18 protein-coding genes are annotated in these 21413 nt (G+C 68.5%); 8 read left to right on the top strand and 10 right to left on the bottom strand.

Annotated features, from left to right (window positions below; translation table 11 throughout):
- The first annotated feature begins 208 nt into the window (after positions 1–208).
- Both PQB87_RS07155 and PQB87_RS07150 read left to right on the top strand, forming a co-directional pair.
- Positions 209–934: a response regulator gene (locus tag PQB87_RS07155; RefSeq protein WP_059682155.1), complete on the top strand. Its 726-nt coding sequence runs from the start codon at positions 209–211 to the stop codon at positions 932–934.
- Positions 935–2311: an ATP-binding protein gene (locus PQB87_RS07150; RefSeq protein ID WP_489242741.1), complete on the top strand. Its 1377-nt coding sequence runs from the start codon at positions 935–937 to the stop codon at positions 2309–2311.
- A gap of 54 nt (positions 2312–2365) precedes the next feature.
- On the opposite strand, the gene PQB87_RS07145 is transcribed toward PQB87_RS07150, so the two are convergent.
- The 6 genes from PQB87_RS07145 to PQB87_RS07120 form a co-directional block, all read right to left on the bottom strand.
- Entirely contained in the window at positions 2366–3415 is a 1050-nt protein-coding gene (locus PQB87_RS07145) for a FecCD family ABC transporter permease (RefSeq protein WP_222153910.1), read from the bottom strand.
- Complete coding sequence (locus tag PQB87_RS07140) at positions 3412–4428, bottom strand: ABC transporter substrate-binding protein (protein WP_489242740.1); 1017 nt, start codon at positions 4426–4428, stop codon at positions 3412–3414. The genes PQB87_RS07145 and PQB87_RS07140 overlap by 4 nt, the downstream gene beginning before the upstream one ends.
- The gene (locus PQB87_RS07135) at positions 4425–5201 is read right to left on the bottom strand and encodes an ABC transporter ATP-binding protein (protein ID WP_059677656.1); all 777 of its coding nucleotides are present in this window, start codon (positions 5199–5201) and stop codon (positions 4425–4427) included. Before PQB87_RS07135 ends, PQB87_RS07140 begins: the two co-directional genes overlap by 4 nt.
- Before the next feature lie 20 nt (positions 5202–5221).
- The gene (locus PQB87_RS07130; protein WP_489242739.1) at positions 5222–7312 is read right to left on the bottom strand and encodes a TonB-dependent receptor; all 2091 of its coding nucleotides are present in this window, start codon (positions 7310–7312) and stop codon (positions 5222–5224) included.
- Between the two features lie 385 nt (positions 7313–7697).
- A complete protein-coding gene (locus PQB87_RS07125) occupies positions 7698–8606 on the bottom strand; it encodes a SphA family protein (protein ID WP_489242738.1) in 909 nt (302 codons plus the stop codon).
- A 162-nt stretch (positions 8607–8768) separates the two neighbouring features.
- On the bottom strand, positions 8769–9692 hold the full coding sequence (locus PQB87_RS07120; RefSeq protein WP_059682143.1) for a LysR family transcriptional regulator: 924 nt from the start codon (positions 9690–9692) through the stop codon (positions 8769–8771).
- Between the two features lie 117 nt (positions 9693–9809).
- Here PQB87_RS07120 and PQB87_RS07115 point away from each other — a divergent pair, with 117 nt between their 5' ends.
- From PQB87_RS07115 to PQB87_RS07095, 5 genes are read left to right on the top strand one after another with little or no spacing between them, the layout of a single operon-like run.
- Complete coding sequence (locus tag PQB87_RS07115) at positions 9810–10691, top strand: intradiol ring-cleavage dioxygenase (protein WP_489242737.1); 882 nt, start codon at positions 9810–9812, stop codon at positions 10689–10691.
- Positions 10688–10990 (top strand): Dabb family protein, encoded by a 303-nt coding sequence (locus PQB87_RS07110; RefSeq protein WP_059682138.1) that lies wholly within the window; start codon positions 10688–10690, stop codon positions 10988–10990. The genes PQB87_RS07115 and PQB87_RS07110 overlap by 4 nt, the downstream gene beginning before the upstream one ends.
- Positions 10991–10997: 7 nt before the next feature.
- Positions 10998–12065, top strand: coding sequence for a maleylacetate reductase (locus PQB87_RS07105; protein WP_489242736.1), 1068 nt, complete (start codon positions 10998–11000; stop codon positions 12063–12065).
- Between the two features lie 50 nt (positions 12066–12115).
- Complete coding sequence (gene mhpA / locus PQB87_RS07100; RefSeq protein ID WP_431207403.1) at positions 12116–13792, top strand: bifunctional 3-(3-hydroxy-phenyl)propionate/3-hydroxycinnamic acid hydroxylase MhpA; 1677 nt, start codon at positions 12116–12118, stop codon at positions 13790–13792.
- A gap of 13 nt (positions 13793–13805) precedes the next feature.
- Positions 13806–14882 carry an alpha/beta hydrolase family protein gene (locus PQB87_RS07095; RefSeq protein ID WP_489242735.1) on the top strand — a complete coding sequence of 359 codons (1077 nt, stop codon included), beginning with the start codon at positions 13806–13808 and terminating at the stop codon, positions 14880–14882.
- A gap of 182 nt (positions 14883–15064) precedes the next feature.
- Here the strand turns inward: PQB87_RS07095 and PQB87_RS07090 are convergent, their stop codons facing one another.
- Positions 15065–15505 (bottom strand): nuclear transport factor 2 family protein, encoded by a 441-nt coding sequence (locus PQB87_RS07090; RefSeq protein WP_059682130.1) that lies wholly within the window; start codon positions 15503–15505, stop codon positions 15065–15067.
- Between the two features lie 43 nt (positions 15506–15548).
- Complete coding sequence (locus PQB87_RS07085; protein WP_489242734.1) at positions 15549–17573, bottom strand: oxidoreductase; 2025 nt, start codon at positions 17571–17573, stop codon at positions 15549–15551.
- A gap of 150 nt (positions 17574–17723) precedes the next feature.
- Between PQB87_RS07085 and PQB87_RS07080 the strand changes: the two genes are divergently transcribed.
- Complete coding sequence (locus PQB87_RS07080) at positions 17724–18260, top strand: PadR family transcriptional regulator (RefSeq protein WP_021157238.1); 537 nt, start codon at positions 17724–17726, stop codon at positions 18258–18260.
- Between the two features lie 100 nt (positions 18261–18360).
- Here PQB87_RS07080 and PQB87_RS07075 read toward each other — a convergent pair whose 3' ends face one another.
- Together PQB87_RS07075 and PQB87_RS07070 are read right to left on the bottom strand one after the other, a co-directional pair.
- Entirely contained in the window at positions 18361–19341 is a 981-nt protein-coding gene (locus PQB87_RS07075; RefSeq protein ID WP_059682127.1) for an NADPH:quinone oxidoreductase family protein, read from the bottom strand.
- A 148-nt stretch (positions 19342–19489) separates the two neighbouring features.
- Positions 19490–21319 (bottom strand): acyl-CoA dehydrogenase, encoded by a 1830-nt coding sequence (locus PQB87_RS07070; protein ID WP_489242733.1) that lies wholly within the window; start codon positions 21317–21319, stop codon positions 19490–19492.
- Positions 21320–21413: the final 94 nt, after the last annotated feature.

Raw genomic sequence — 21413 nt, 5'->3', positions numbered from 1 at the left:
TGAGATAGAAGTGACGGAGCCCGCAGTCTAGGTGCCGCCCTGCGCCGAGACTGTCCTGAATCTTCGGAGAATCTGTGCTCAATTGTGTTCGATTGTTCGAGATTGTCGTACCGCTCCCCCGGCGTTCGGTGCGCCGGATAGAATCTGCGGGCCGCGCCGCACCCCGGCTTGCCACGGCGTGAGATGGCGCGCGCATCCTGAGGAGACCATGAACGAAGATCCGCTCAAATACCGCGTACTGTTGATCGAGGACGACGACCGCCTCGCGCAGCTCGTCCGCGAATACCTCGACAGCTATGAATTCGCGGTGACGGTCGTCCGGCGCGGCGACCTCGCCGTCGCGGCGGTGCGCGAGCACCAGCCGGCCCTCGTGATACTCGACCTGATGCTGCCGAACCTCGACGGGATGGAAGTCTGCCGGCGCATCCGCGCGTTCACCAACGTGCCCGTGCTGATCCTGACCGCGCGCGCGGACGTCTACGACCAGGTCGCGGGCCTCGAGACGGGCGCCGACGACTACGTGACGAAGCCGATCGAGCCGCGCGTGCTGGTCGCGCGCGCCCGCGCGCTGCTGCGCCGTGCGCAGCCGGCCGCCGCCGACACGCCCGTGGCCGCACCCGAAGCGCTCGTGTTCGGCGAGCTGGCGATCTCGCCGCCGAACCGCACCGTGACCTGGCGCGGCGAGCCGGTCGACCTGAAGACCGCCGAGTTCAACCTGCTGCTGATTCTCGCGCGCGCGGCCGGCACCGTGCTGAGCCGCGACGACATCCTGAAGCAGCTGCGCGGGATCGAGTTCGACGGACTCGACCGCTCGGTCGATTCCGGCATCTCGAAGCTGCGCCGCCGCTTCGAGGATGCGTCGTCGGAGCCGCACAAGATCAAGACGATCTGGGGCCGCGGCTACCTGTTCAGCCCTTCCGCGTGGGACGAATAAATGCTGCGCCCGTTGATCAGGCTGTACCTTGTCGTGATCCTGTTCGTCGTCGCGTCGATCCTGTTCATCCAGCTGTCGTTCGACCGGATCTTCTACGAACGCAGCGCACAGGCGCAGCGCGACTCGCTGACGACCTATGCGTTCGTGCTCAACGACTACCTCGAACGCCATCCGGGCGGGCAGCGCGCACTCGCGCTGCGCGAGCTCGCGAGACACGGCAACGAAGGATTCGGCTTCCTGTCGATGACCGCCGCCCGTGCGCAGTTGAGCGGCGCGCCGCTGCGCGACCTCGATGCGGGGCGAATCGCGATCAGCTACAACGGCAAGGATTACTACATGCCGCTCGCGGACGGTACGGTCCTGCATGCGCGGCCGATCGAAGCGTCCGATCTCGACATCAAGATCTATGCGTACCTGCTGCTCGCGCTCGGCACGCTGTTCGCGGTGGTGCTGTGGATTCACTATCACTGGCGCGACCTGCGCAAGCTGCAGGATGCCGCCCGCGCATTCGGCACCGGCACGCTGTCGACACGCGTGAAGCTGTCCGGCAAGTCGAACATCGACGAACTGTCGCAACAGTTCAACGACATGGCCGAGCGCATCGAGGCGTCGATCAAGCAACAGCGCGAAATGATGCACGGCATCTCGCACGAACTGAAGACGCCGCTCGCGCGGCTCGAGTTCGGGCTCGCGCTGCTCGCCGAGCCGGGTGAAACGGGCCGGATGCGCGAACGCCGCGACGCGCTGCGCCGCGACGTGCGCGAACTCGACGAGCTCGTCACCGAGCTGCTGACGATCGGCCGGCTCGAACAGGGCGCGAGCCAGCTCGCGCCGATGGAAGTCGTCGTCGACGCGCTGATCGACAGCGTGGCCGGCAACGTCTCGAACGATATCGCCGATCGCGGCATCTCGCTCGACGTATCGACGCTCGGTGCTCCCGCGACCCACGTGTGCGACCCGAAGCTGGTTGCCCGCGCGTTGCTGAACCTGATCCGCAACGGCGCCCGCTATGCCTCGCGCACCGTGCTGCTCGCCGCCGCACGCGACGCGTCCGGCGCGCTCGTGCTGAGCGTCGACGACGACGGCCCCGGCATTCCGGCCGCCGAACGCGCCCGCGTATTCGAACCGTTCCAGCGGCTCGACTCCAGCCGCGACCGGCGGACCGGCGGCTTCGGGCTCGGGCTCGCGATCGTGAGGCGCGTCGCGCAGGTGCACGGCGGCGACGTGCGGCTCGAGGATTCACCGCTCGGCGGCGCACGCTTCGTGATCACGCTGCCCGTGCGAACGCTGCCGGACAACCTGTTCGACGTGCCGGATACCCTCGCGCAGGGCGACGCATCCGGCCGCGGCACGGGCATGGCCATCCCGCGGCAATGACGCGCGCGGCAGGCGCCCTCGCCTGAGCGCCCGCCGCCGCTGCACACGCGTCGCTCAGCGGCGGCGCAACAGCGCGACGAAGAACAGGCTGCCGAACATCGCGGTCACGATCCCGATCGGCAGATCCTCCGGCGCCGCGAGCGTGCGGGCCGCCACATCTGCCCACACAAGCAGGATCGCGCCGGTCAGCGCGGCAACCGGCAGCAGCCTGCCGTGCTCGGCACCGACGACACGGCGGCACAGATGCGGCGTCACGAGCCCGACGAAGCCGATCGCCCCGCTCACCGCCACCATCGCACCGGTCGCGAACGACGCGACGACGAACACCTCGCGCCGCATCCGCGCGCTCGGCACCCCGAGCGCGGCCGCGGCCACGTCGCCCGACATCAGCGCATTCAGTTCGCGCCGGCGCGCATACAGCGCGCCGCCGGCAAGTACCGCGCATGCGGCCGGCACCGGCAGCAGATCCCAGCGCGCGAGTCCGACGCCGCCGAGCATCCAGAACAGCACCGACGACGCGGCGCGCTGATCGCCGAGATACAGCAGCAGGTTGCCGAACGCGGCCATCATGAACGACACCGATACGCCCGCGAGCAGCAGCCGGTCCGATTCGAGCCGGCCGCGCCGGTAAGCGAGCGCGATGACGCAGGCCGTCGCCGCAAGCGCGCCCGCGAAGGCGGCAGCCGACAGCGTGAACGGGCCGAGTGCCGCGCCGGCCAGCACGGTGACCGCGACGGCGCCGAGCATCGCGCCCGCGCTCACGCCGAGCAGGTGCGGATCGGCCAGGCGGTTCGCGGTCGCCGCCTGCAACGCGACGCCGACCGCTGCCAGCGTCGCGCCGACGATCGCGGCGAGCAGCGCGCGCGGCATCCGGATCAGCCAGACGATGCTGTCGTCGCCCGCCCCCGCCGCGAACACGCCGGCCTCGCCGAACGCCGGCACGATGTGCGTGGCGACGATCCGCACCGCCGCCCGCATCGCGATCGGCGCCGGACCGAACGCGGCCGATACGACGATCGACACGACCAGCAGCAGCGCCAGCGCCGGCAGCACCGTGCGCATGCCGGGCCGGGCCGCGACGCACGCACGCACGTGCCCGCTCATCGCGCCGGCCCGGCGAACGCGGCCGGATACAGCGCGCGGGCCAGCGTCTCGACGGCCGCGACGTTCTCGGGGCCCGGTGTCGCCGCATCGTAGGGAATCACGATGAAGCGCCGGTCGCGAATGGCGGCCACGCGCGCGAGCGACGGCTGGCTCAGCAGGAACTGCTGCTTCTGCGCGGCCGTCACTGCCGAATAGTCGACGATCACGATCACCTGCGGATCGCGCGCCACCACGCTTTCCCAGCTCACCTGCGTCCAGCTGCGCGGCAGGTCGGCCATCACGTTGCGCGCCCCGGCCGCCGTCAGCAGCGCGGTCGGCATCGCGAGCGCGCCGGCCGTCATCGGCTTGTCGGTGCCGCTGTCGTAGACGAACACGCGCAGCGGCGCCGGACGCCCGATCGCGCGCGACACCGCCGCGAGACGCGCGCGCATCGCGGCCACGACCTGCGCGGCGCGCGCGTCGACACCGAAGATCCGGCCGAGATTGTGCAGGTCGCGGAACACGTCGTCGAACGACGCGGCCGTCTGCTTCATCACGTGCGAGCACGATTCGGTCAGCTCGTACGTCCGGATGCCGAACGGCGCGAGGGTCGCCGGCGTCACCGCACCGCCGACATGCATCCCGTAGTTCCAGCCCGCCAGATAGAAGTCGGCACGCGCGGCCGCCAGCACCTCGAGCGACGGATACTGGCTCGCCAGTTCGGGCACGCCGCGCAGCGCGTCGCGCACGCGCGCGGTGCCCGTCTTCCAGCCGCCGATGCCGGTGTAGCCGACGAGCCGGTCCTTCAGGCCGAGCACGAGCATCATCTCGGTCAGGTTCACGTCGTTGCTCACCGCGCGCGTCGGCGCGCGGTCGAACGTCACGTCGCGATCGCAACTGCGCACGGTGACGGGATAGGCACCCGCATGCGCGGCCGCGCAGCCGAGCAGGGTCGCGGCAACCAGCCGGCGGAATGCGGACGACGACGCAGACTGCAACGCGGAGGGCAGGACAGGAAACGGCATGGCGGTCATTCCGGATGAAGCGGCGTGATGCGCGGCCGGCCCGTGACCGGATGGCGATCGACGAGCGCGACGACGCCGAACACGTCACGCAGCAGCGCTTCGGTCAGCACGTCGGCCGGCGCGCCCGATGCGACGACCCTGCCGTGCGCGAGCACGTGGAGCCGGTCGCAATACGCGGCCGCGAGATTGAGATCGTGAATCGTGGCGAGCGTCGCGATGCCGAGGCGCCGCACGCGCGCGAGCAGTTCGAGCTGATGGCGCAGGTCGAGATGGTTGGTGGGTTCGTCGAGCAGCAGCAGTTCGGGCTGCTGCGCAAGCGCACGAGCCAGCAGCGCGCGTTGCTTCTCGCCGCCCGACAGCGACGCGAAGCGTTGCGCGCGGCGCTCGACGAGGCCGACGTCGTGCAGTGCGGATTCGACGATCCGGCGATCGTCCGCCGTCTCCGCGTCGAACGGTCGCTTGTGCGGCGTGCGCCCCATGCCGACCAGTTCGTCGACCGTCAGCCCGAAATCGTCGGGCGTCTCCTGCTGCAGCACCGCGATGCGCTGCGCGACCGCGCGCGGCCGCATGCGCCACACGTCCTGCGCGTCGAGCGCGACACGGCCCGCATCGGGCCGTGCGTAGCGGAACACGCAGCGCAGCAGGCTCGTCTTGCCGCTGCCGTTCGGGCCGACCAGCCCGACGAACTCGCCGTCGGCCACGCTCAGCGTCACCGAATCGAGCACGGCGATCGCGCCGCCGGGAGACCAGCTCACGCGTTCGATGTCGAGCATGTGCGCCACGGGAGGCTCGCCGCGCCGCACTAGAAGCGCATCGTCGCGACGAGCTCCGCCGAGCGTGACGGGCCGAGCAGCCATTGCTCGCCGCCGTTCGACGTCGTCACCGCGTACGTGCGGTTCGCGAGATTGCGCAGGTACAGCGCAAGCTCGGTGCGCGACGTCGGCTGCCAGCGCAGCGACGCATCGAACACCGTGTACGACGGCACCTGTATGCGGTTCGCGTCGTCGCCGTAGGTCGCGCCGACGTAACGCATGCCCGCATTCGCCTGCCAGCGCTCGGCAAACGCCCAGCCGAGCCACAGGTTCGCCGTCTGCTGCGGCACGTTGGCCGGCGCATTGCCGGCGCGCGACACCGTCGCGCTGCCGACCTTCTGGCTGAACTCGTCATAACGCGCGCGCAGCAGCGCGACGTTCGCGTCGACCGTCCAGCCGTGCGGCAGCCGCGCGCCGCCCGTCAGCTCGATGCCGCGCGACGATTGCCGGCCGACCTGCTGGCGCAGCGCGGGATTGAACGGATCGGTGCTGAGCAGGTTGCGCTTCGTGATGTCGTACACGGCGAAGGTCCAGTAGGCGCGGCCGTCGAGCAGCGTCTGCTTGATGCCGGCTTCCCACTGTTCGCCGGTGGCGAGCCGGTAGTTCGCCTGCGACGCGGACAGCGTCAACAGCGAGCCGAGCCCTTCCGCGCCCGTCGTGTACTGCGCATACGCGCTGAGCGTCGGCGCGACTTCGAACACGAAGCCCGTGCGCCAGCCGACGTTCGCGAAGCGCTTGTCGAAGCCGGCGCCGGTCGCGGCCTGCTCGCGGCTGAACGCGATGTGGTCGTAGCGCAGGCCGCTCACCCACGCGAGCCGCGGCAGCACGTCGAGCCGGTTCTCGGCGAACACCGCCGCCTGCCGTGCCCGCGTGCTGAACTGCGGCACCGTCGGGTCGGGGCTCGTGAACACGCCGGGATCGAAACCGTGCGCGGGCACCGTCGATTCGCCGCCATACGGCGAATTGTTGGTACCACTGAACGTGACATGGCTGAATTCCGTGCCGACGACGAAACGGTTCGCGCGGCCGAACAGCGTGCCGTCGAAGCGTGCGCTCAGCCGATCGCCGATCTGCCGCTGGTGATGGCCGATGTCCAGATAGTCGCCGCGCGTGACGAGACCCGTCGCGGTGTCGAGCGCATACGATTCGGCATTGCGCCAGTGGCGGTTCGACGTCAGGTAGTAGAGCTGGTTGTCGATCGTCACGCCGGCCGTCGGCCGGTAGCGGGCCGACAGGCGCGTCCACTGGTCGTAGTAGGCAATCGTCGCATCGCCGACGTTGTAGTTGAGCTTGCGCAGCGACGGATCGAGCACGCCGTTCGGTGCCGGCACGCCATGGTAGGTCGCCGGCATCTGGCGGCCGTAGTCGAAGTCGAGCGTCAGCGTGAGCTTCGGGCTCACGTCGAATTTCAGCGCGCCGCCGACGGCCGTCGTATGCGTATCGGCCCGCTCGGCGAGGCCGTTCGCGCGTGCATCGCTCGCGTAGAAGCGGTAAGACAGCCGCGGGCCGAGCGCGCCCGTCGTATCGAACGCAAAGCGCTTCGCGCCGTCGGCACCGACGCCGGCCTGCAGCGTCGTCTCGCGCGTGCGCTGCGGCCGCTTCGGCACCACGTTGACGACGCCGCCGATCGCCCCCTCGCCATACAGCACCGACGCCGGGCCGCGCAGCACCTCGATGCGTTCGACCGACCACGTGTCGAACGGAAAGGTGATCGTGCCGGCCGCCGGCATCAGCCGCACGCCGTCGAGCAGCGTCATCACCGATTCCTGCCCGCTGAAGCCGCGCACGCTCAATGCGGTGCCGCCGGTACCGGGCGCCATCGCGCTCGCGAACCCCGCGGTGCGCGTCACCGCGTCGAGCACCGTGCGATCGCCGCGTGCCTCGATCGTGCCGGCCGTAACCGACTCGACACTTGCCGGCGTATCGAGACTTGCCAGCCCGAGCCGCGAGCCCGTTTCGAGCGGTTGCGTCAGCGGGTCGGCCGGTGCGGATCGCGCGCTGACGTTGATCGCCGGCAGCGCATGGCGGTCGTCGGGTGCAGGTGCGGCCGCTTCCGCGGCAAGCGCGGCGGACGTCGCCATCGCACACCCCACCCAGGTTGCGCAACCATACGCGGCACGCGAGCGCCATCCCCCGTCGTACCGGCGCGAGCCGGCGTGCAGCCGCGCGTCGCGCGCCCGCCTGTGTTTCGTCTTCGTCACTTCGTATCGGTCTTCGTGTGGTTTCGTCGCACGTGGCTTGCCCGACAGCCTCGGACGGCCGTCGATCCAAACGTCGGATGATACGTTATATCAATTTATCCCGTCAGGGTTTTGTCAGGATTCGTGGGTCAGTACGCCCGGCTCGCGGCCACGCCGAGCGCCACGCGCCTCAGTCGAAATAACGACTTCGCACACGCAGACGACCGCTACGAACCGCCGCCGCGCCCATGACGCGCGCCGCGACCGGCCGGCGCAACGTCGCCGCCTAGATCGGAAAACTGAACTGCACCCACAGCTTGTCGCCCTGCGGCCGGTTGCGCACCGCGAACTCGTGCTGGTATTTCACGACCATGCCCGACGCCGGCCCCCACATGTAACGCAGCTGCGGGCCGATCGCGACCGACTGCCCGCGAAAACCGTCCGACGCGACCTTGATGCCGTCCTGCATATCGTCGGTGAACTGCTTCAGGAACGTGCCCTGCACGCCGACCTGCACGCGCCGGTCGATCGAATAGCCGACCAGGTAATCGAGCACGGCCACCGCACCCGAGTGGTACCGCGTCGCATGGTTCGGCGAATTCAGCTCCAGCAGCGTGGTCGTCGAGATCTCCCAGTCGCGGCCCGGAAACCAGGTCGTGCTGACGTAGGGCAGGAACGCATACGTGTTCAACCCCGTGTTCGCGATCCGGTTCGCCGCATACGCGCCGCTCGGCACCGCGAACGACGGCGAGAAGAATGCGAAGAAGGTCTGCGATGCGTTCGCGTAGTTGATCATGAATGGCTCGAGGATCACGTCACCGAGCGACGTGCGGTTTCCCGTACCGCCCGGCGTCGACAGGTGCAGGTGCACGATCGGCACGATCGCGCTGCTCGACAGCGAGAACGGCCCGAACGTCGCGCCCCAGGTGTGGACCACACGCGGCGTTTCCGCGACGACGCTCAGGTGGAACCCCGGCACCGCGCTGCCGCCGTCCGGCCCGGCAAACCGGTTCGATACCGAGTACAGCGCGTAGTTGAAGTACTGCGTGTTGCCGGGCGGCGGAAGCAAGCCGTTCAGCACGGTGTTGACGCCGAACGGATAGCTGATCTGCCCGTTCTCCGTGGCCGACGCCGGAACCTGCACGGCGCCGGCGATCAGGAATGCCAAGGGTACCCGTCGCAAGGTGAATTTCATGTCGTCTCCAGACCGGATTGTTATCGTGTCATCGCGGGCCGGGCATCGCAGGCCCGGGGAGACGCAATGTAAAGCGCACGACAGCGGCGAAAAAGACGACCTTCAGGAGAACAGTTCTTCGTTACACGGAGAAATGCGCAGCGGCGCGGCGACGGCCCGCGATCAGCGGCCGACTTCCTTCCATTTGCGCGCGAGCCCGAGGCGTTCGAAACGCTCGATCAGAAACTCGGTGAAGACGCGGATCTTCGCCGGCTGGTGACGGCGGCTCTGGTACGCGATGTTGACGGTGAGCGCCGGCAGTTGCCAGTCGGTGAGCACCGGCACCAGCTTTCCCGCGACGATATCCTCGTGGATGATGTAGAGCGGCTGGATCAGGATGCCAAGCCCGGCAAGCGCCGCCGCGCGGATCACCTGCCCTTCGTTCGCATCGAGCACGCTCTTGATCGTGACCGACTGCTTCTTCGCGCCGCGGCGGAAATGCAGCACGTACGGATCGTTCGCGAGGTTGTAGACCAGCAACCGGTGGTCGCACAGCGCATCGGGCGTCGCCGGCGCGCCATGCTTCGCCAGATACCCTGGCGACGCGGCCAGCACGCGCCGTGTCTCGGCGAGCTTGCGCACGGTGATGCCCGAATCCGCTTCATGTTCGCGCGTGCGAATCGCCACGTCGATGCCCGCCTCGATGAAATCCGGGTAGCGGTTCGCCGCGATGATCTGCACGTTCAGGTTCGGGTAGCGCCGGTGAAACTCCGGCAACGCCGGCGCGATATAGATCGACGCGAACGATACGGAAGCGGTCACGCGCAGCGTGCCGGCCGGATTGACGCTCGTTTCGTTGACCGCCGCATCGGCCTCCGACAGCTCCGTCAGGATCGCGACGCAGCGCCGGTGGTATTCGTGCCCCGCGTCGGTCAGCCACAGGCGGCGCGTGGTCCGCTCGACGAGCCGCGCCCCCAGCCGCTCCTCCAGCGCATTCAGGCAGCGGCTCGCCGCCGCGCTCGACATGCCGAGCCGCTCGGCGGCCTTCGACAGGCTCCCCAGCTCGGCGACCTGCACGAAAAATTCGATCTGCGTCCACTTGTCCATGCGTTGGATTCTTCCACTTGGCGGAGAACAAAACTCCTCCAAACCATCTTTTTTACGATCCGGGGAGGAATTAATGTTACGTCAACGCGCCATCCAACGACATCAGGAGACAACCCCATGCGCAATCTCAACGAAGACACCATCACGCAGGCCGTGATCGCATCGCTCTCCGGCTGTCGCGACGAGCGGTTGCGCACGGTCATGACCAGTCTCGTCCAGCACCTGCATTCGTTTGCGCGGGAGACCCGACTCACCGAGGCCGAATGGCAGGCCGCGATCGGCTTCCTGACCGCGGTCGGGCACATCACCGACGACAAGCGCCAGGAATTCATCCTGCTTTCCGACGTGCTCGGGCTGTCGACCCTCGTCACCGCCCAGAACCATGCGAAACCGGCCGGCTGCACGGAGGCGACCGTATTCGGCCCGTTCTATGTCGACGGCAGCCCCGAGTTCGCGATGTTCGACGACATCGCGAACGGCGCATGCGGCGAGCCCTGTTTCGTATCCGGCCACGTGCGCGGCATCGACGGCATGCCGGTCGCGCACGCGTCGCTGGAAGTCTGGCAAGCCGACGAGGACGGGCACTACGACGTCCAGCTTCCGGCCGACGACGGTTCGGTCACGCATCGCGCACGCGGCCGGCTGCGCACCGGCGCCAATGGCCGTTACGCGTTCCGCTCGATCCTCGCCGAACCGTATCCGATTCCGCACGACGGCCCCGTCGGCGCCATGCTCGACGCGCTCGGCCGTCATCCGTGGCGCCCCGCGCACCTGCATTTCATGATCGCGGCGCGCGGTTACGAAACGCTGATCACGCACGTGTTTCGCGACGGCGATCGTTATCTCGACTCCGACGCGGTATTCGGCGTACGGTCGACGCTCGTCGCCGACTGGGTGCGGCACGCGCCCGGCATCGCGCCGGACGGTTCGCGCATGGACACGCCGTTCTACACGCTCGATTACGACTTCGTGCTCAATCCAGCGGAGCGCCGCGCATGATCCGGCACGTCGTGATGTGGAACGTCGCAGGCGAAACCGACAGCGAACGCGCGGCGGCACGCGCCAGCGTGAAGCGTGCATTCGAAAGCCTGCGCGGCCGGATTCCAGGCATGACGCACCTCGAGGTCGGCGCGGATTTCAGCGCGGTCGATTACGCGTGCGACCTGATACTCGTCGCCGAATTCGAGTCGCGCGAAGCGCTCGACGGATACACGACGCACCCTGAACACGCACGCGTACGCGACTCACTGGCCGGCCTGCGCATCGCGCGCCACCAGGTCGACTACGCCATGGAGTGACGACGACATGAATTTCATTTACCAGGCACGCCCCGCACGCGTGATCTTCGGCGCAGGCAGCCTCGACCATCTCGAACGCGAAGTGCTGGAACTGGGCGCGCAGCGTGCGCTCGTGCTCTGCACGCCGGAGCAGCGCGACCTCGCGCAACCCATCGTCGAGCGGCTCGGCGCGCGCGCGGCCGGGTTGTACGATCGCGCGACGATGCACGTGCCGATCGAAATCGCCCGCGATGCGCAGGCGTTCGCCCGGTCGTGCGGTGCGGATTGCGCGATCGCGATCGGCGGCGGCTCGACGATCGGCCTCGGCAAGGCGATCGCGCTCGAAAGCAGCCTGCCTATCCTCGCCATCCCGACGACGTATGCCGGCAGCGAGATGACCCCGATCTACGGCCTGACGGAAGACGGCATCAAGCGCACGGGCTCCGACGCGCGCGTCCTGCCGAAAACGGTGATCTACGATCCCGCGCTCACCGTCACGCTGCCCGTCGAGCTGTCCGTGACGAGTGGGCTCAATGCGATCGCGCACGCAGCGGAAGGCCTCTACGCGAACAACGCGAACCCGGTGATGAGCCTCGTCGCCGAAGAAGGGATTCGCGCGCTGGCGCGCGGCCTGCCCGGCGTGCGCCGCAACACCGCCGATCTCGGCGCACGCGGCGACGCGCTTTACGGCGCATGGCTGTGCGGGATGGTGCTTGGCAACGTCGGCATGGCGCTGCACCACAAGCTCTGTCATACGCTCGGCGGCAGCTTCAACCTGCCGCACGCGCCGACCCATACGGTCGTGCTGCCGCATGCGCTCGCGTACAACGCGGCGCACGCGCCGGACGCGATGCAGCGCATCGCCCGCGCGATCGGCACGAACGACGCGGCGCGCGGCCTCTACGCACTGGCGCTCGACAACGGCGCGCCCGTCTCGTTGAAGGCGATCGGCATGCAGGAAGCCGACCTCGATCGCGCGGCCGATCTCGCGGCCGCCAATCCGTACTGGAACCCTCGCCCGATCGAACGCGACGGCCTGCGCGCGCTGCTGCAGGACGCGTTCGATGGCAACCTGCCCGGCTCGACCGCGCGCTGAATCGAACACACGACAAACCAACAAACACCACCATCATGGAGACACCCCACATGAATACCGAATCGAGCGCGCACGGCGACAGCACCGCCGAACACTGCGACGTCGCGATCGTCGGCTACGGCCCGACCGGCCTCGTCGCCGCATCGATGCTGGGCCGCGCCGGCCATCGCGTGATCGTCCTCGAACGCTGGCCGACGCCCTACGGCCTGCCGCGCCTCACGCACATCGACGGCGAAACCGCCCGCATCGTGCAGGCCAGTGCCGACGTCGATCACGCGCTGCGCAACGCAAAGGCAGTCGACACCTATCACTACTGCGACGCGAACGGCGACCTGCTGCTCGAACTGAACTGGACCGGCCGCGCATGCGGTTATCCCGCGCACATCTCGATCTACCAGCCCGACATCGAGGACGCGATCGATGCACGCGCCAGCGCCTTCAGGAACGTGACGATCCTGCGCGGCTGGGAAGTCGACACGCTGCAGCAGGACGACGACGGCGTGACGCTGACCGCGCATCCGTCCCGCTGCGGCCAGGACGCGCAATGGACCGACAGGCCGCGCGTTTTTCGCGCGCGCTACGTGATCGGCGCCGACGGCGCGAACAGCCTCGTGCGCCGCACGCTCGGCATCGAACGCTCCGATTTCGGCTACAACGAACGCTGGCTCAATCTCGATTCGGAAAACAAGCGCGATCTCGGCGACGGCTGCGCGCGCACGACGATCTACTGCGATCCGGCGCGCGCGTACATGCACATGCCGATCGGCACGAAGCGCACGCGTTTCGAGCTGCGCGTGCTGCCGAACGAATCGACGGCCGAATGGGAAACGGCAGAAGCCGGCTGGAAGTGGCTCAACGACCACTACGGCTACGGCCCGGACGACCTGAAGCTGCTGCGGCACGTCGTCTACACGTTCGAGACGCGCATGGCCGAACGCTGGCGCGCAGGCCGCGTGCTGCTCGCGGGCGATGCGGCGCACACGATGATGCCGTACATGGGACAAGGCGCGTGCTCCGGCATGCGCGACGGCATCAACCTCGCGTGGAAGCTCGACCTGGTGCTGACCGGGCGCGCGTCCGCCGACCTGCTCGACACCTACGAAGCCGAGCGCCGCCCGCACGTGACGGCGATCACGCAGATGTCGCTGTTTCTCGGGCAGGTCGTCAACGAGGACGATCCGCGCAAGGTCGCCGAGCGCGACGCGGCGTTCCGCTCCGGCAACATGCCGCCGATGCCGCCGTTCCCGAAGCTCGGCCACGGCATCGTGCACGCGCAAGCCGACGGCACGCTGCTGCCGACGACGGGTGCACCGGCCCCGCAAGGCCGCGCGAGGCGCGGCGCGGCCGAGGGCCGTTTCGACGACGTGGTCGGCCAGGGTTTCCAGCTCGTCACGCGCGCGCACCCTGCCCGTCATCTCGACGACGCGCAGCGCGCATTCCTCGCGCAGCTCGGCTGTCACGTGGCCGTGCTGGCCGACGACGTGTGCGCGCCGGATGCCGTGGTCGATCTCGACGGCGACCAGCACGCGTTCATGCACGCGCACGGCATCGCCGCGTATATCAAGCGGCCCGATTTCATCGTGTTCGGTTCGGTGACCGACCTGCGCGATCTCGGCGCGCTCGTCGACGCGCTGCGCGACACACTGCACTGGTCCGCCGTCTCGAGCGAACCTGCCGCAGCTTCGGCAATTTCGGCGGCTTCGGCAGCCGTCACCCACGCATCGTGAAGGAGACCGACGCATGACGACCGAACTGTCACCGTTCGCGCTGTCGCTGCAGCGCGCGATGCCCGTCACGCGCCTGCTCGATTGCGGGATGGACTACGCGGACGCAACCGCGCTGCACGCCCGCACGTCCACCGGCGAACCGTGGGACGTCGCGGCCGAAGCGCTGGCCGACGCGCAGCTCGCGCGCGCCGCGCAGGCGGCGGATGCCGGCCACCTGGTCACGGCCGCCGACGCGCAGGCGATGGCCATCGCGAACCTGCTGTTCGCGCAGATGGCGTTCAACCACGACGTCCCGCGCAAGCGCGCGCTCTATGCGCGGCTCGTCGATGCGTCGCACGGCCTCGCGCGCTGGTCCGACAAGCGCATCGAACGCGTCGAAGTGCCGTTCGGCGATGCGCGCCTGATCGGCTGGCTGGTGCGGCCGCCGGCGGAGCGCGTACGCGGCGCCGTGATCGTGTTCGGCGGCCAGAGCGGCTGGGGTTTCGCGTACTGGCCGATCGCGCGCGCACTCGCGGCACGCGGCCTCGCCACGCTGCTCGCCGAGGGGCCCGGCCAGGGCGAGACGCGGCTCGAACAGCGGATCTTCGTCGACGTCGACATGAGCGCCGCCTATCGGCGCTTCGTCGATCACGTCGCCGATCATGTGCCCGGGCCGATCGGTATCTGGGGAAACAGCATCGGCGGGTTGTGGGCGGCGTCGACTGCCGCGAGTGACCGACGGATCGCGGCCTGTTGCGTGAACGGCGCGCTCGCGGCGCCGACGCTGCTGCCGTTCCGCACGTTCGTCGAGCAGGCCGCGGCGATGCTCGGCAACGACGATCCCGATGCCGTGGCGGCGAACTTCGCGCGGATGAGTTTCTCGTCCGAACGCGACCGTATCGCGTGCCCGCTGCTGGTGCTGCACGGCGGCGAAGATCCGCTGATCCGGATCGACGATCAACAGCCGTTTCTCGATGCCGCGACGTCCGGCGATACGACGCTCAAGGTCTGGCCGGACGGCGAGCACACGATCTACAACCACGCATCCGAGCGCACCGCGCTCGTCTGCGACTGGTTCGCCGGGCGGCTGGCGCGGGCGGCAGCCGCGTGAACACGCATGCGGTGCCGGCCGTGCCGACGGTCGACACCGCGCGCGGCATCAGGCATGACGACGTCGCCTCGCCGCCTGCCGCGACGCCGTCGATTTCCACGTGCGTGAAGCCGTACTTCGCCATCCGCTCACGATGCCGGCCGAACCGGGATACGCGCGCAGTCGTGCGGTCATGATCCGCTTCAACTGCCAACCTTGAACGCCGGCAACTGCTGCCCGAGCCGCGCGCCCATTTCCGTACCGAGCGCCTGCAGCGCATTGAACGGCCGGATCATCACTTCGAATTCCACGATCCGCCCTTCTTCGTCGAAGCGGATCATGTCGATCCCCTTCAGCGCCTTGTCGCCGACGCTCGCGCTGAATTCCAGCACCACGCTCAGGCCGTCGTCGGTGACGAACTGGCGGTAATAGACGAAATTCTCGAGGATCGTGATCACCGTGCGTAGCGCCATCAACAGCGCGGGTGCCGGCCCGTACGGCTTGAACGCCATCGGCGAACGGAACACCGCATCCGGGTGAACGATCGATTCGAGTGCACTGAAATCCTTGTTGTCGATCATCGCATGCCACGCGTCGAGCGATTTCGCGACGGCGGGATGAACTTGCAGCGGTGAGTGTGTCATCGAAGTCTCCTGACTCATCGGACGGAAAAGAAACGAATCGGCGTCAAAGCGTCGCGGCCAGCGTCGTGCCCTGGTGAATCGCGCGCTTCGCATCGAGTTCGGCGGCCTCGTGTGCGCCGCCGATCAGATGCACGCGGCATCCGGCGGCCTGCAGTTGCTCCGCCAGTTCGCGCGACGGCTCCTGCCCCGCGCAGATCACCACGTTGTCCACTGGGAGCGTCCGTTCGACGCCGTCGATCGTCACGTGCAAACCTTCGTCGTCGATGCGACGGTACGTCACCGCCGACGACATGCCGACGCCGCGCGCCTTCAGCGCCGTGCGGTGGATCCACCCGGTGGTCTTGCCGAGCCCGTCGCCGATCTTCGACGCCTTGCGCTGCAGCAGATGCACCTGCCGCGCGGCCGGCTCGGGTTGCGCACGGCCCAGCCCGCCGGCACTCGCATACGATCGATCGACGCCCCATTCGTTGAAGAACCGGTCCGCGTCCACCTGTTCGCCGCCATCGCGATGAACCAGATATTCCGCGACGTCGAAACCGATGCCGCCGGCGCCGACGATCGCGACGCTGCGGCCCACGGCCTTGTCGTCGCGCAGCACGTCGAGATAACCGAGCGTCTTCGGATGCCCGACGCCGTCGATCGGCGGCGTGCGCGGCACGATGCCCGTCGCGATCACCACCTCGTCGAATTCGCCCTGCAGCAGCATCTCGGCGCTCGCGCGCGTATTGACATGCAGCGTGATCCCGCGCAACTCGATCTGCCGGCGGAAGTAACGAAGCGTTTCGTTGAACTCTTCCTTGCCGGGCACCTTCTTCGCGATGTTGAACTGGCCGCCGATCTCGGCACCCGCTTCGTACAGCGTCACCGCGTGACCGCGCTCGGCCGCCGTGACCGCGAAACCGAGGCCCGCCGGGCCGGCACCGACCACCGCGATGCGCTTGCGCTGCCGTGCGTGGCGGATCACGAGCTCGGTTTCGTGGCAGGCGCGCGGATTCACGAGGCAGGACGTGATCCTGCCGCTGAACGTATGGTCGAGGCACGCCTGGTTGCAACCGATGCACGTGTTGATTTCGTCCGCGCGCCCTTCCCGCGCCTTGCGCACGAATTCGGCGTCGGCGAGGAATGGCCGCGCCATCGACACCATGTCGCAATAGCCGTCGGCGAGCAGCTGTTCGGCGACTTCCGGCGTGTTGATCCGGTTGGTCGCCACGAGCGGGATGCCGACCTTGCCCATCAATTGCCGCGTGACCCATGCGTACGCGGCGCGCGGCACCTTGGTCGCGATGGTCGGAATGCGCGCCTCGTGCCAGCCGATGCCGGTATTGAGGATCGTCGCGCCGGCCGCCTCGATCGCCTGCGCGAGCCGGATCACCTCGTCGAGCGTCGAGCCGCCTTCGACGAGATCGAGCATCGACAGCCGGTAGATGACGATGAAGTTCTTGCCCACCCGCTCGCGCACGCGCCGCACGATCTCGACCGCGAAACGGATGCGATTCTCGTAGGCACCGCCCCACGCGTCGTCGCGATGGTTCGTGCGCGCGGCAATGAACTCGTTGATCAGGTAACCCTCGGACCCCATGATCTCGACACCGTCGTAGCCCGCATGCTGCGCAAGCGCCGCGCATCGGACGAAATCGGCGATCGTCTCGTCGACTTCGTCGCCGCTCAGCGCATGCGGCGTGAACGGGTTGATCGGTGCTTTCAGCGCACTGGGCGCGGCGAGCGCCGGGTGATATGCGTAGCGCCCGAAGTGGAGGATCTGCAGCGCGATCCTGCCGCCCTCCGCATGCACCGCGCGCGTCACGATGCGATGGCGTTCGGCTTCCGCTTCGGTCGTCAGCATCGCGCCGCCCGGCGCCGGACGGCCGCGCTCGTTCGGCGCGAAACCACCCGTTACGATCAGGCCGGCCTCGCCTCGCGCGCGCTCGGCATAGAACGCCGCCATTCGCTCGAATCCGTGCGGCGCTTCCTCGAGGCCGACGTGCATCGACCCCATCAGGACGCGGTTCCTGAGCGACGTGAAGCCCAGTTCGAGCGGGGTCGTCAAATGCGGATAGCGGGATGCCATCGAGTGCCTCCATTTTTATGCAACAAGTTGCACAGATGGTAGTTCACCGCTTTCGTTTACGCAACAAGTTGCATAAACGTGGCCCATGGCTTGTACTGTGGCCCCGATATGGCAAGATGCGGTTCATTCCGCTGCCTCCGCCGATCCGACATGTCCCTGCCTCACGCACTCCTCACCGCGCTCGCCGAACGTCCCGGTTCGGGGTCCGAGCTCGCCGACCGCTTCGATCGCTCGATCGGCTATTTCTGGCAGGCCACGCACCAGCAGATCTACCGCGAACTGGGGCGCCTCGAGGAAACAGGCTGGATCGAATCGCTGCCCGCCGAATCGGGGCGCGGCCGCAAGCGCGCGTACCGGATCCTGCCGGCCGGAAAAAAGGAACTGCGGCGCTGGATCGCCGAACCGGAAGATCCGACGCCGCTGCGCGAAGCGTTGATGGTGCGCCTGCGCGCGGAAGCGGTGCTCGGGCCGGCCGGCCTCGAGGACGAAATCAGGCGGCGCATCGCGCTTCACCAGGAAAAGCTCGATCTCTATCTGCAGATCGAGGCGCGCGATTTTTCGACGCCCGACGATTCACGCACGAAGCGCCTGCAACATCTGGTGCTGCAGGCCGGCATCGCGAACGAGCGGTTCTGGGTCGAGTTTTCGCAGCATGCGCTCGACACGCTGCGCCTGCCGAAGGACTGAACCGGGTTCGCGCGGCGGCCGCCGGCTCGGCTGCACCGGCGTTGCACCGGTGCACGCGGCCGTCGTGGCACGCTTCGCGCCGCGACGCGCCATACCGTAGTCACGCGTCCGGCAGAATCACCACCTTGCCCTTCACCTGCCGGTTCGCCATCCGCGCGATCGCGTCGGTCGCACCGGCCAGCGACACGCGCTCGGTGATCGCGGGCCGCACCTTGCCGGCCGCGAACCATTCGGCCAGCAAGCGCATGTTCGCGACATGCTGCGCCGGGTCGCGGCGTACCGCGTCGCCCCAGAACACGCCGAGGATGTCGCGCTCCTTGAGCAGCGCGAGGTTCAGCGCGATCTTCGGAATCTCGCCGGCCGCGAACCCGACGACGAGGAACCGGCCGCGCCACGCGGTCGCGCGCAGCGCCGCCTCGGTGTATGCGCCACCCACCGGATCGTAGACGACGTCGGCGCCACGCCCGCCGGTCAGTTCGTCCACGCGGCGGCGCAGGTCTTCGGTCGCATAGTCGATCGTTTCGTCCGCGCCGGCTTCGCGGCACAGCGCGAGCTTGTCCGCGCTCGACGCCGCCGCGATCACGCGCGCGCCGAGCGCCTTCGCGATCTCGATCGCGGCGAGCCCGACGCCGCCCGCCGCGCCCAGGACGAGCAGCGTCTCGCCCGCCTGCAGCCGCGCGCGTTGCTGCAACGCGTGCAGCGACGTGCCGTATGCGAGCACGAGCGCCGCGCCCTGCTCGAACGTCATCCCCGGCGGCAACGGGGCGATCTGGTGCGCATCGGCCACACACTGCTGCGCGAACCCGCCGTGCCCCGTGAACGCGACCACCGAATCGCCGGGCCGCCATGCGGTAACGCCCTCGCCGACCGCGTCGATCACGCCGGCAAACTCGGCGCCCGGCGAAAACGGCAACGCCGGCTTCACCTGATACAACCCCTGGACGATCAGCGCGTCGGGGAAATTGAGCGACGCGGCCTTCACCTTGACCCGGACCTGGCCGGCCGCCGGTTCGGGAATCGCGACGTCTTCGATGCGCAGGCTGTCGATCGGGCCAAATGCAGTACACAACAAGGCTTTCATGCGCTTCTCTCTCCTTGCGCGGCGTGGCCGCGCATCGATGCGGTTTGCGGGATGCTCCCGCGCGCCCGGTTCACGACGCGTGTGCGATGGCCATCCGAGCCGGCCTTCGCGACATCGTCAGCATTCCGGAATGTCGGTGCGGCTACGTTCAGAACCACGCGTCGCGCATGTCGAGCGTCGTCGTGTCGACGCTCGACAGCAGATCGAGCTGTGCGTCCACTTTCGGCAATTCCCAGCGGAAGAAGTAGCGGGCGGCCGCACGCTTGCCGTCGTGGAAATCGCCGGCTTGCCCGTGCGCGGCGAGCGTCACGTCGAGCCACAGCCACGCGACGACGAGATGGCCGAACGCTTCCAGATAGACACTCGCGTTCGCGAGCCGCGCCTGCTGATCGCCGATCGCGCCGAGCTGTCGCGTGACGTCGACCAGCCGCGACCAGCGCTGCGCCAGCGCATCGGCCTGTTCTCGCAGGCCGGCATCGAGCGCCCGCGCGCGTTCGACGCTCGCGCCGATTCTCCCGTCGAGTGCGCGCAGCAGCGCGCCATCGTCCTGCGCGACCTTGCGGCCCAGCAGGTCGAGCGCCTGGATTCCGTGCGTGCCTTCGTGTATCGGGTTGAGCCGATTGTCGCGATAGAGCCGCTCGACCGCGTAATCACGCGTGTAGCCGTAGCCGCCGTGCACCTGGATCGCGAGGTCGTTCGCCGCGAGACACCACTGCGACGGCCAGCTTTTCGCGATCGGCGTCAGGATGTCGAGCAGCCGCTCGGCCTGGGCGCGCACGGTCGCGTCGTCGTGCGCGCGCGCTTCGTCGACCAGCTTCGCGCAGTACAGGATCAGCGCGAGACCACCTTCGACATAGGCCTTCTGCGCGAGCAGCATGCGCCGCACGTCCGGATGCTCGACGATCGGCGCCTGCGGCGCGGCGGCATCCTTGCCCGCCGGCCCCAGCGGACGCCCTTGAGACCGGTTCCGCGCGTAGTCGAGCGCATGCAGATAACCCGTGTAGCCGAGCGCCACCGCGCCCGTGCCGACACCGATGCGCGCCTCGTTCATCATGTGGAACATGTACGCGAGGCCGTGGTTCGGCTGGCCGACCAGATAACCGATCGCACCCGCCCGCCCTTCCGGCCGGTAGCGCGTGCCTTCGCCGAAGTTCAGCAGGCAGTTGGTGGTGCCGCGGTAGCCCATCTTGTGGTTCAGCCCGGCGAGCACCACGTCGTTGTGCTCGCCCTGCGCGGCGCCGTCGGTACCGGGCAGGTACTTGGGCACGATGAACAGCGAGATGCCGCGCGTGCCGGGCAGCAGCCGGCCGTGTTCGTCGGGGATCTTCGCGAGCACGAGGTGGACGATGTTCTCCGTCAACTCGTGTTCGCCGCCCGAGATCCACATCTTGTTGCCGGTCAGCCGGTAGCGCGGGCCGAGCGGCGAGTCGCACTCGAAATCCGCGCGCGTCGCGATGTCGGACAGCGACGACCCGGCTTGCGGCTCGGACAGGCACATGGTGCCGAAGTAGCGCCCTTCCAGCTCCGGGCGCGCGAACGCGTCGATCTGCGCGGGGGTGCCATGCGCGACGAGCAGGTTCGCGTTGGCGACGGTCAGGAACGGATAGGCGGCGGTCGCGATGTTCGCGGCCTGGAAGAACAGGAACGACGCGGCTTCGACCAGCTTCGGCAAGCGCATGCCGCCGAGCGCTTCGTCGTGGCCCGCGGCGATCAGCCCGGCGTCCGCGAAGGCGCGCACGGCCGGCTCGACGTCCGGGATCAGTGTCACGCGCTCGCCGTCGAAGTGCGGTTCCTCGCGATCGCCTCGTGCCGCATGCGGCGCGAACAGGTCTTCGGCAATCCGCTCGCTGGTATCGAGCACCGCGTCGAAGGTCTCGCGACTGTGCTCCGCATAGCGCGGCAGCGCGACGAGCACCTCCGCGTCGAGCCAGTCGTACAACAGGAACGCGAGATCGCGTCGCGACATCAACAAGCTCATCGTGCTGCCTCCCGGGGGCCGGCTTCGTCAGCCGAATGAAGGGTTCCGTGATTGCGAATGCTGGCAGGAATTTAGCACGGTCGTTCGCAAACAA

This window comes from Burkholderia sp. KL41, assembly GCF_057005415.2.
Note: the sequence above shows the minus strand (reverse complement) of the source record. Positions and strands in the feature narration are given on the sequence as shown.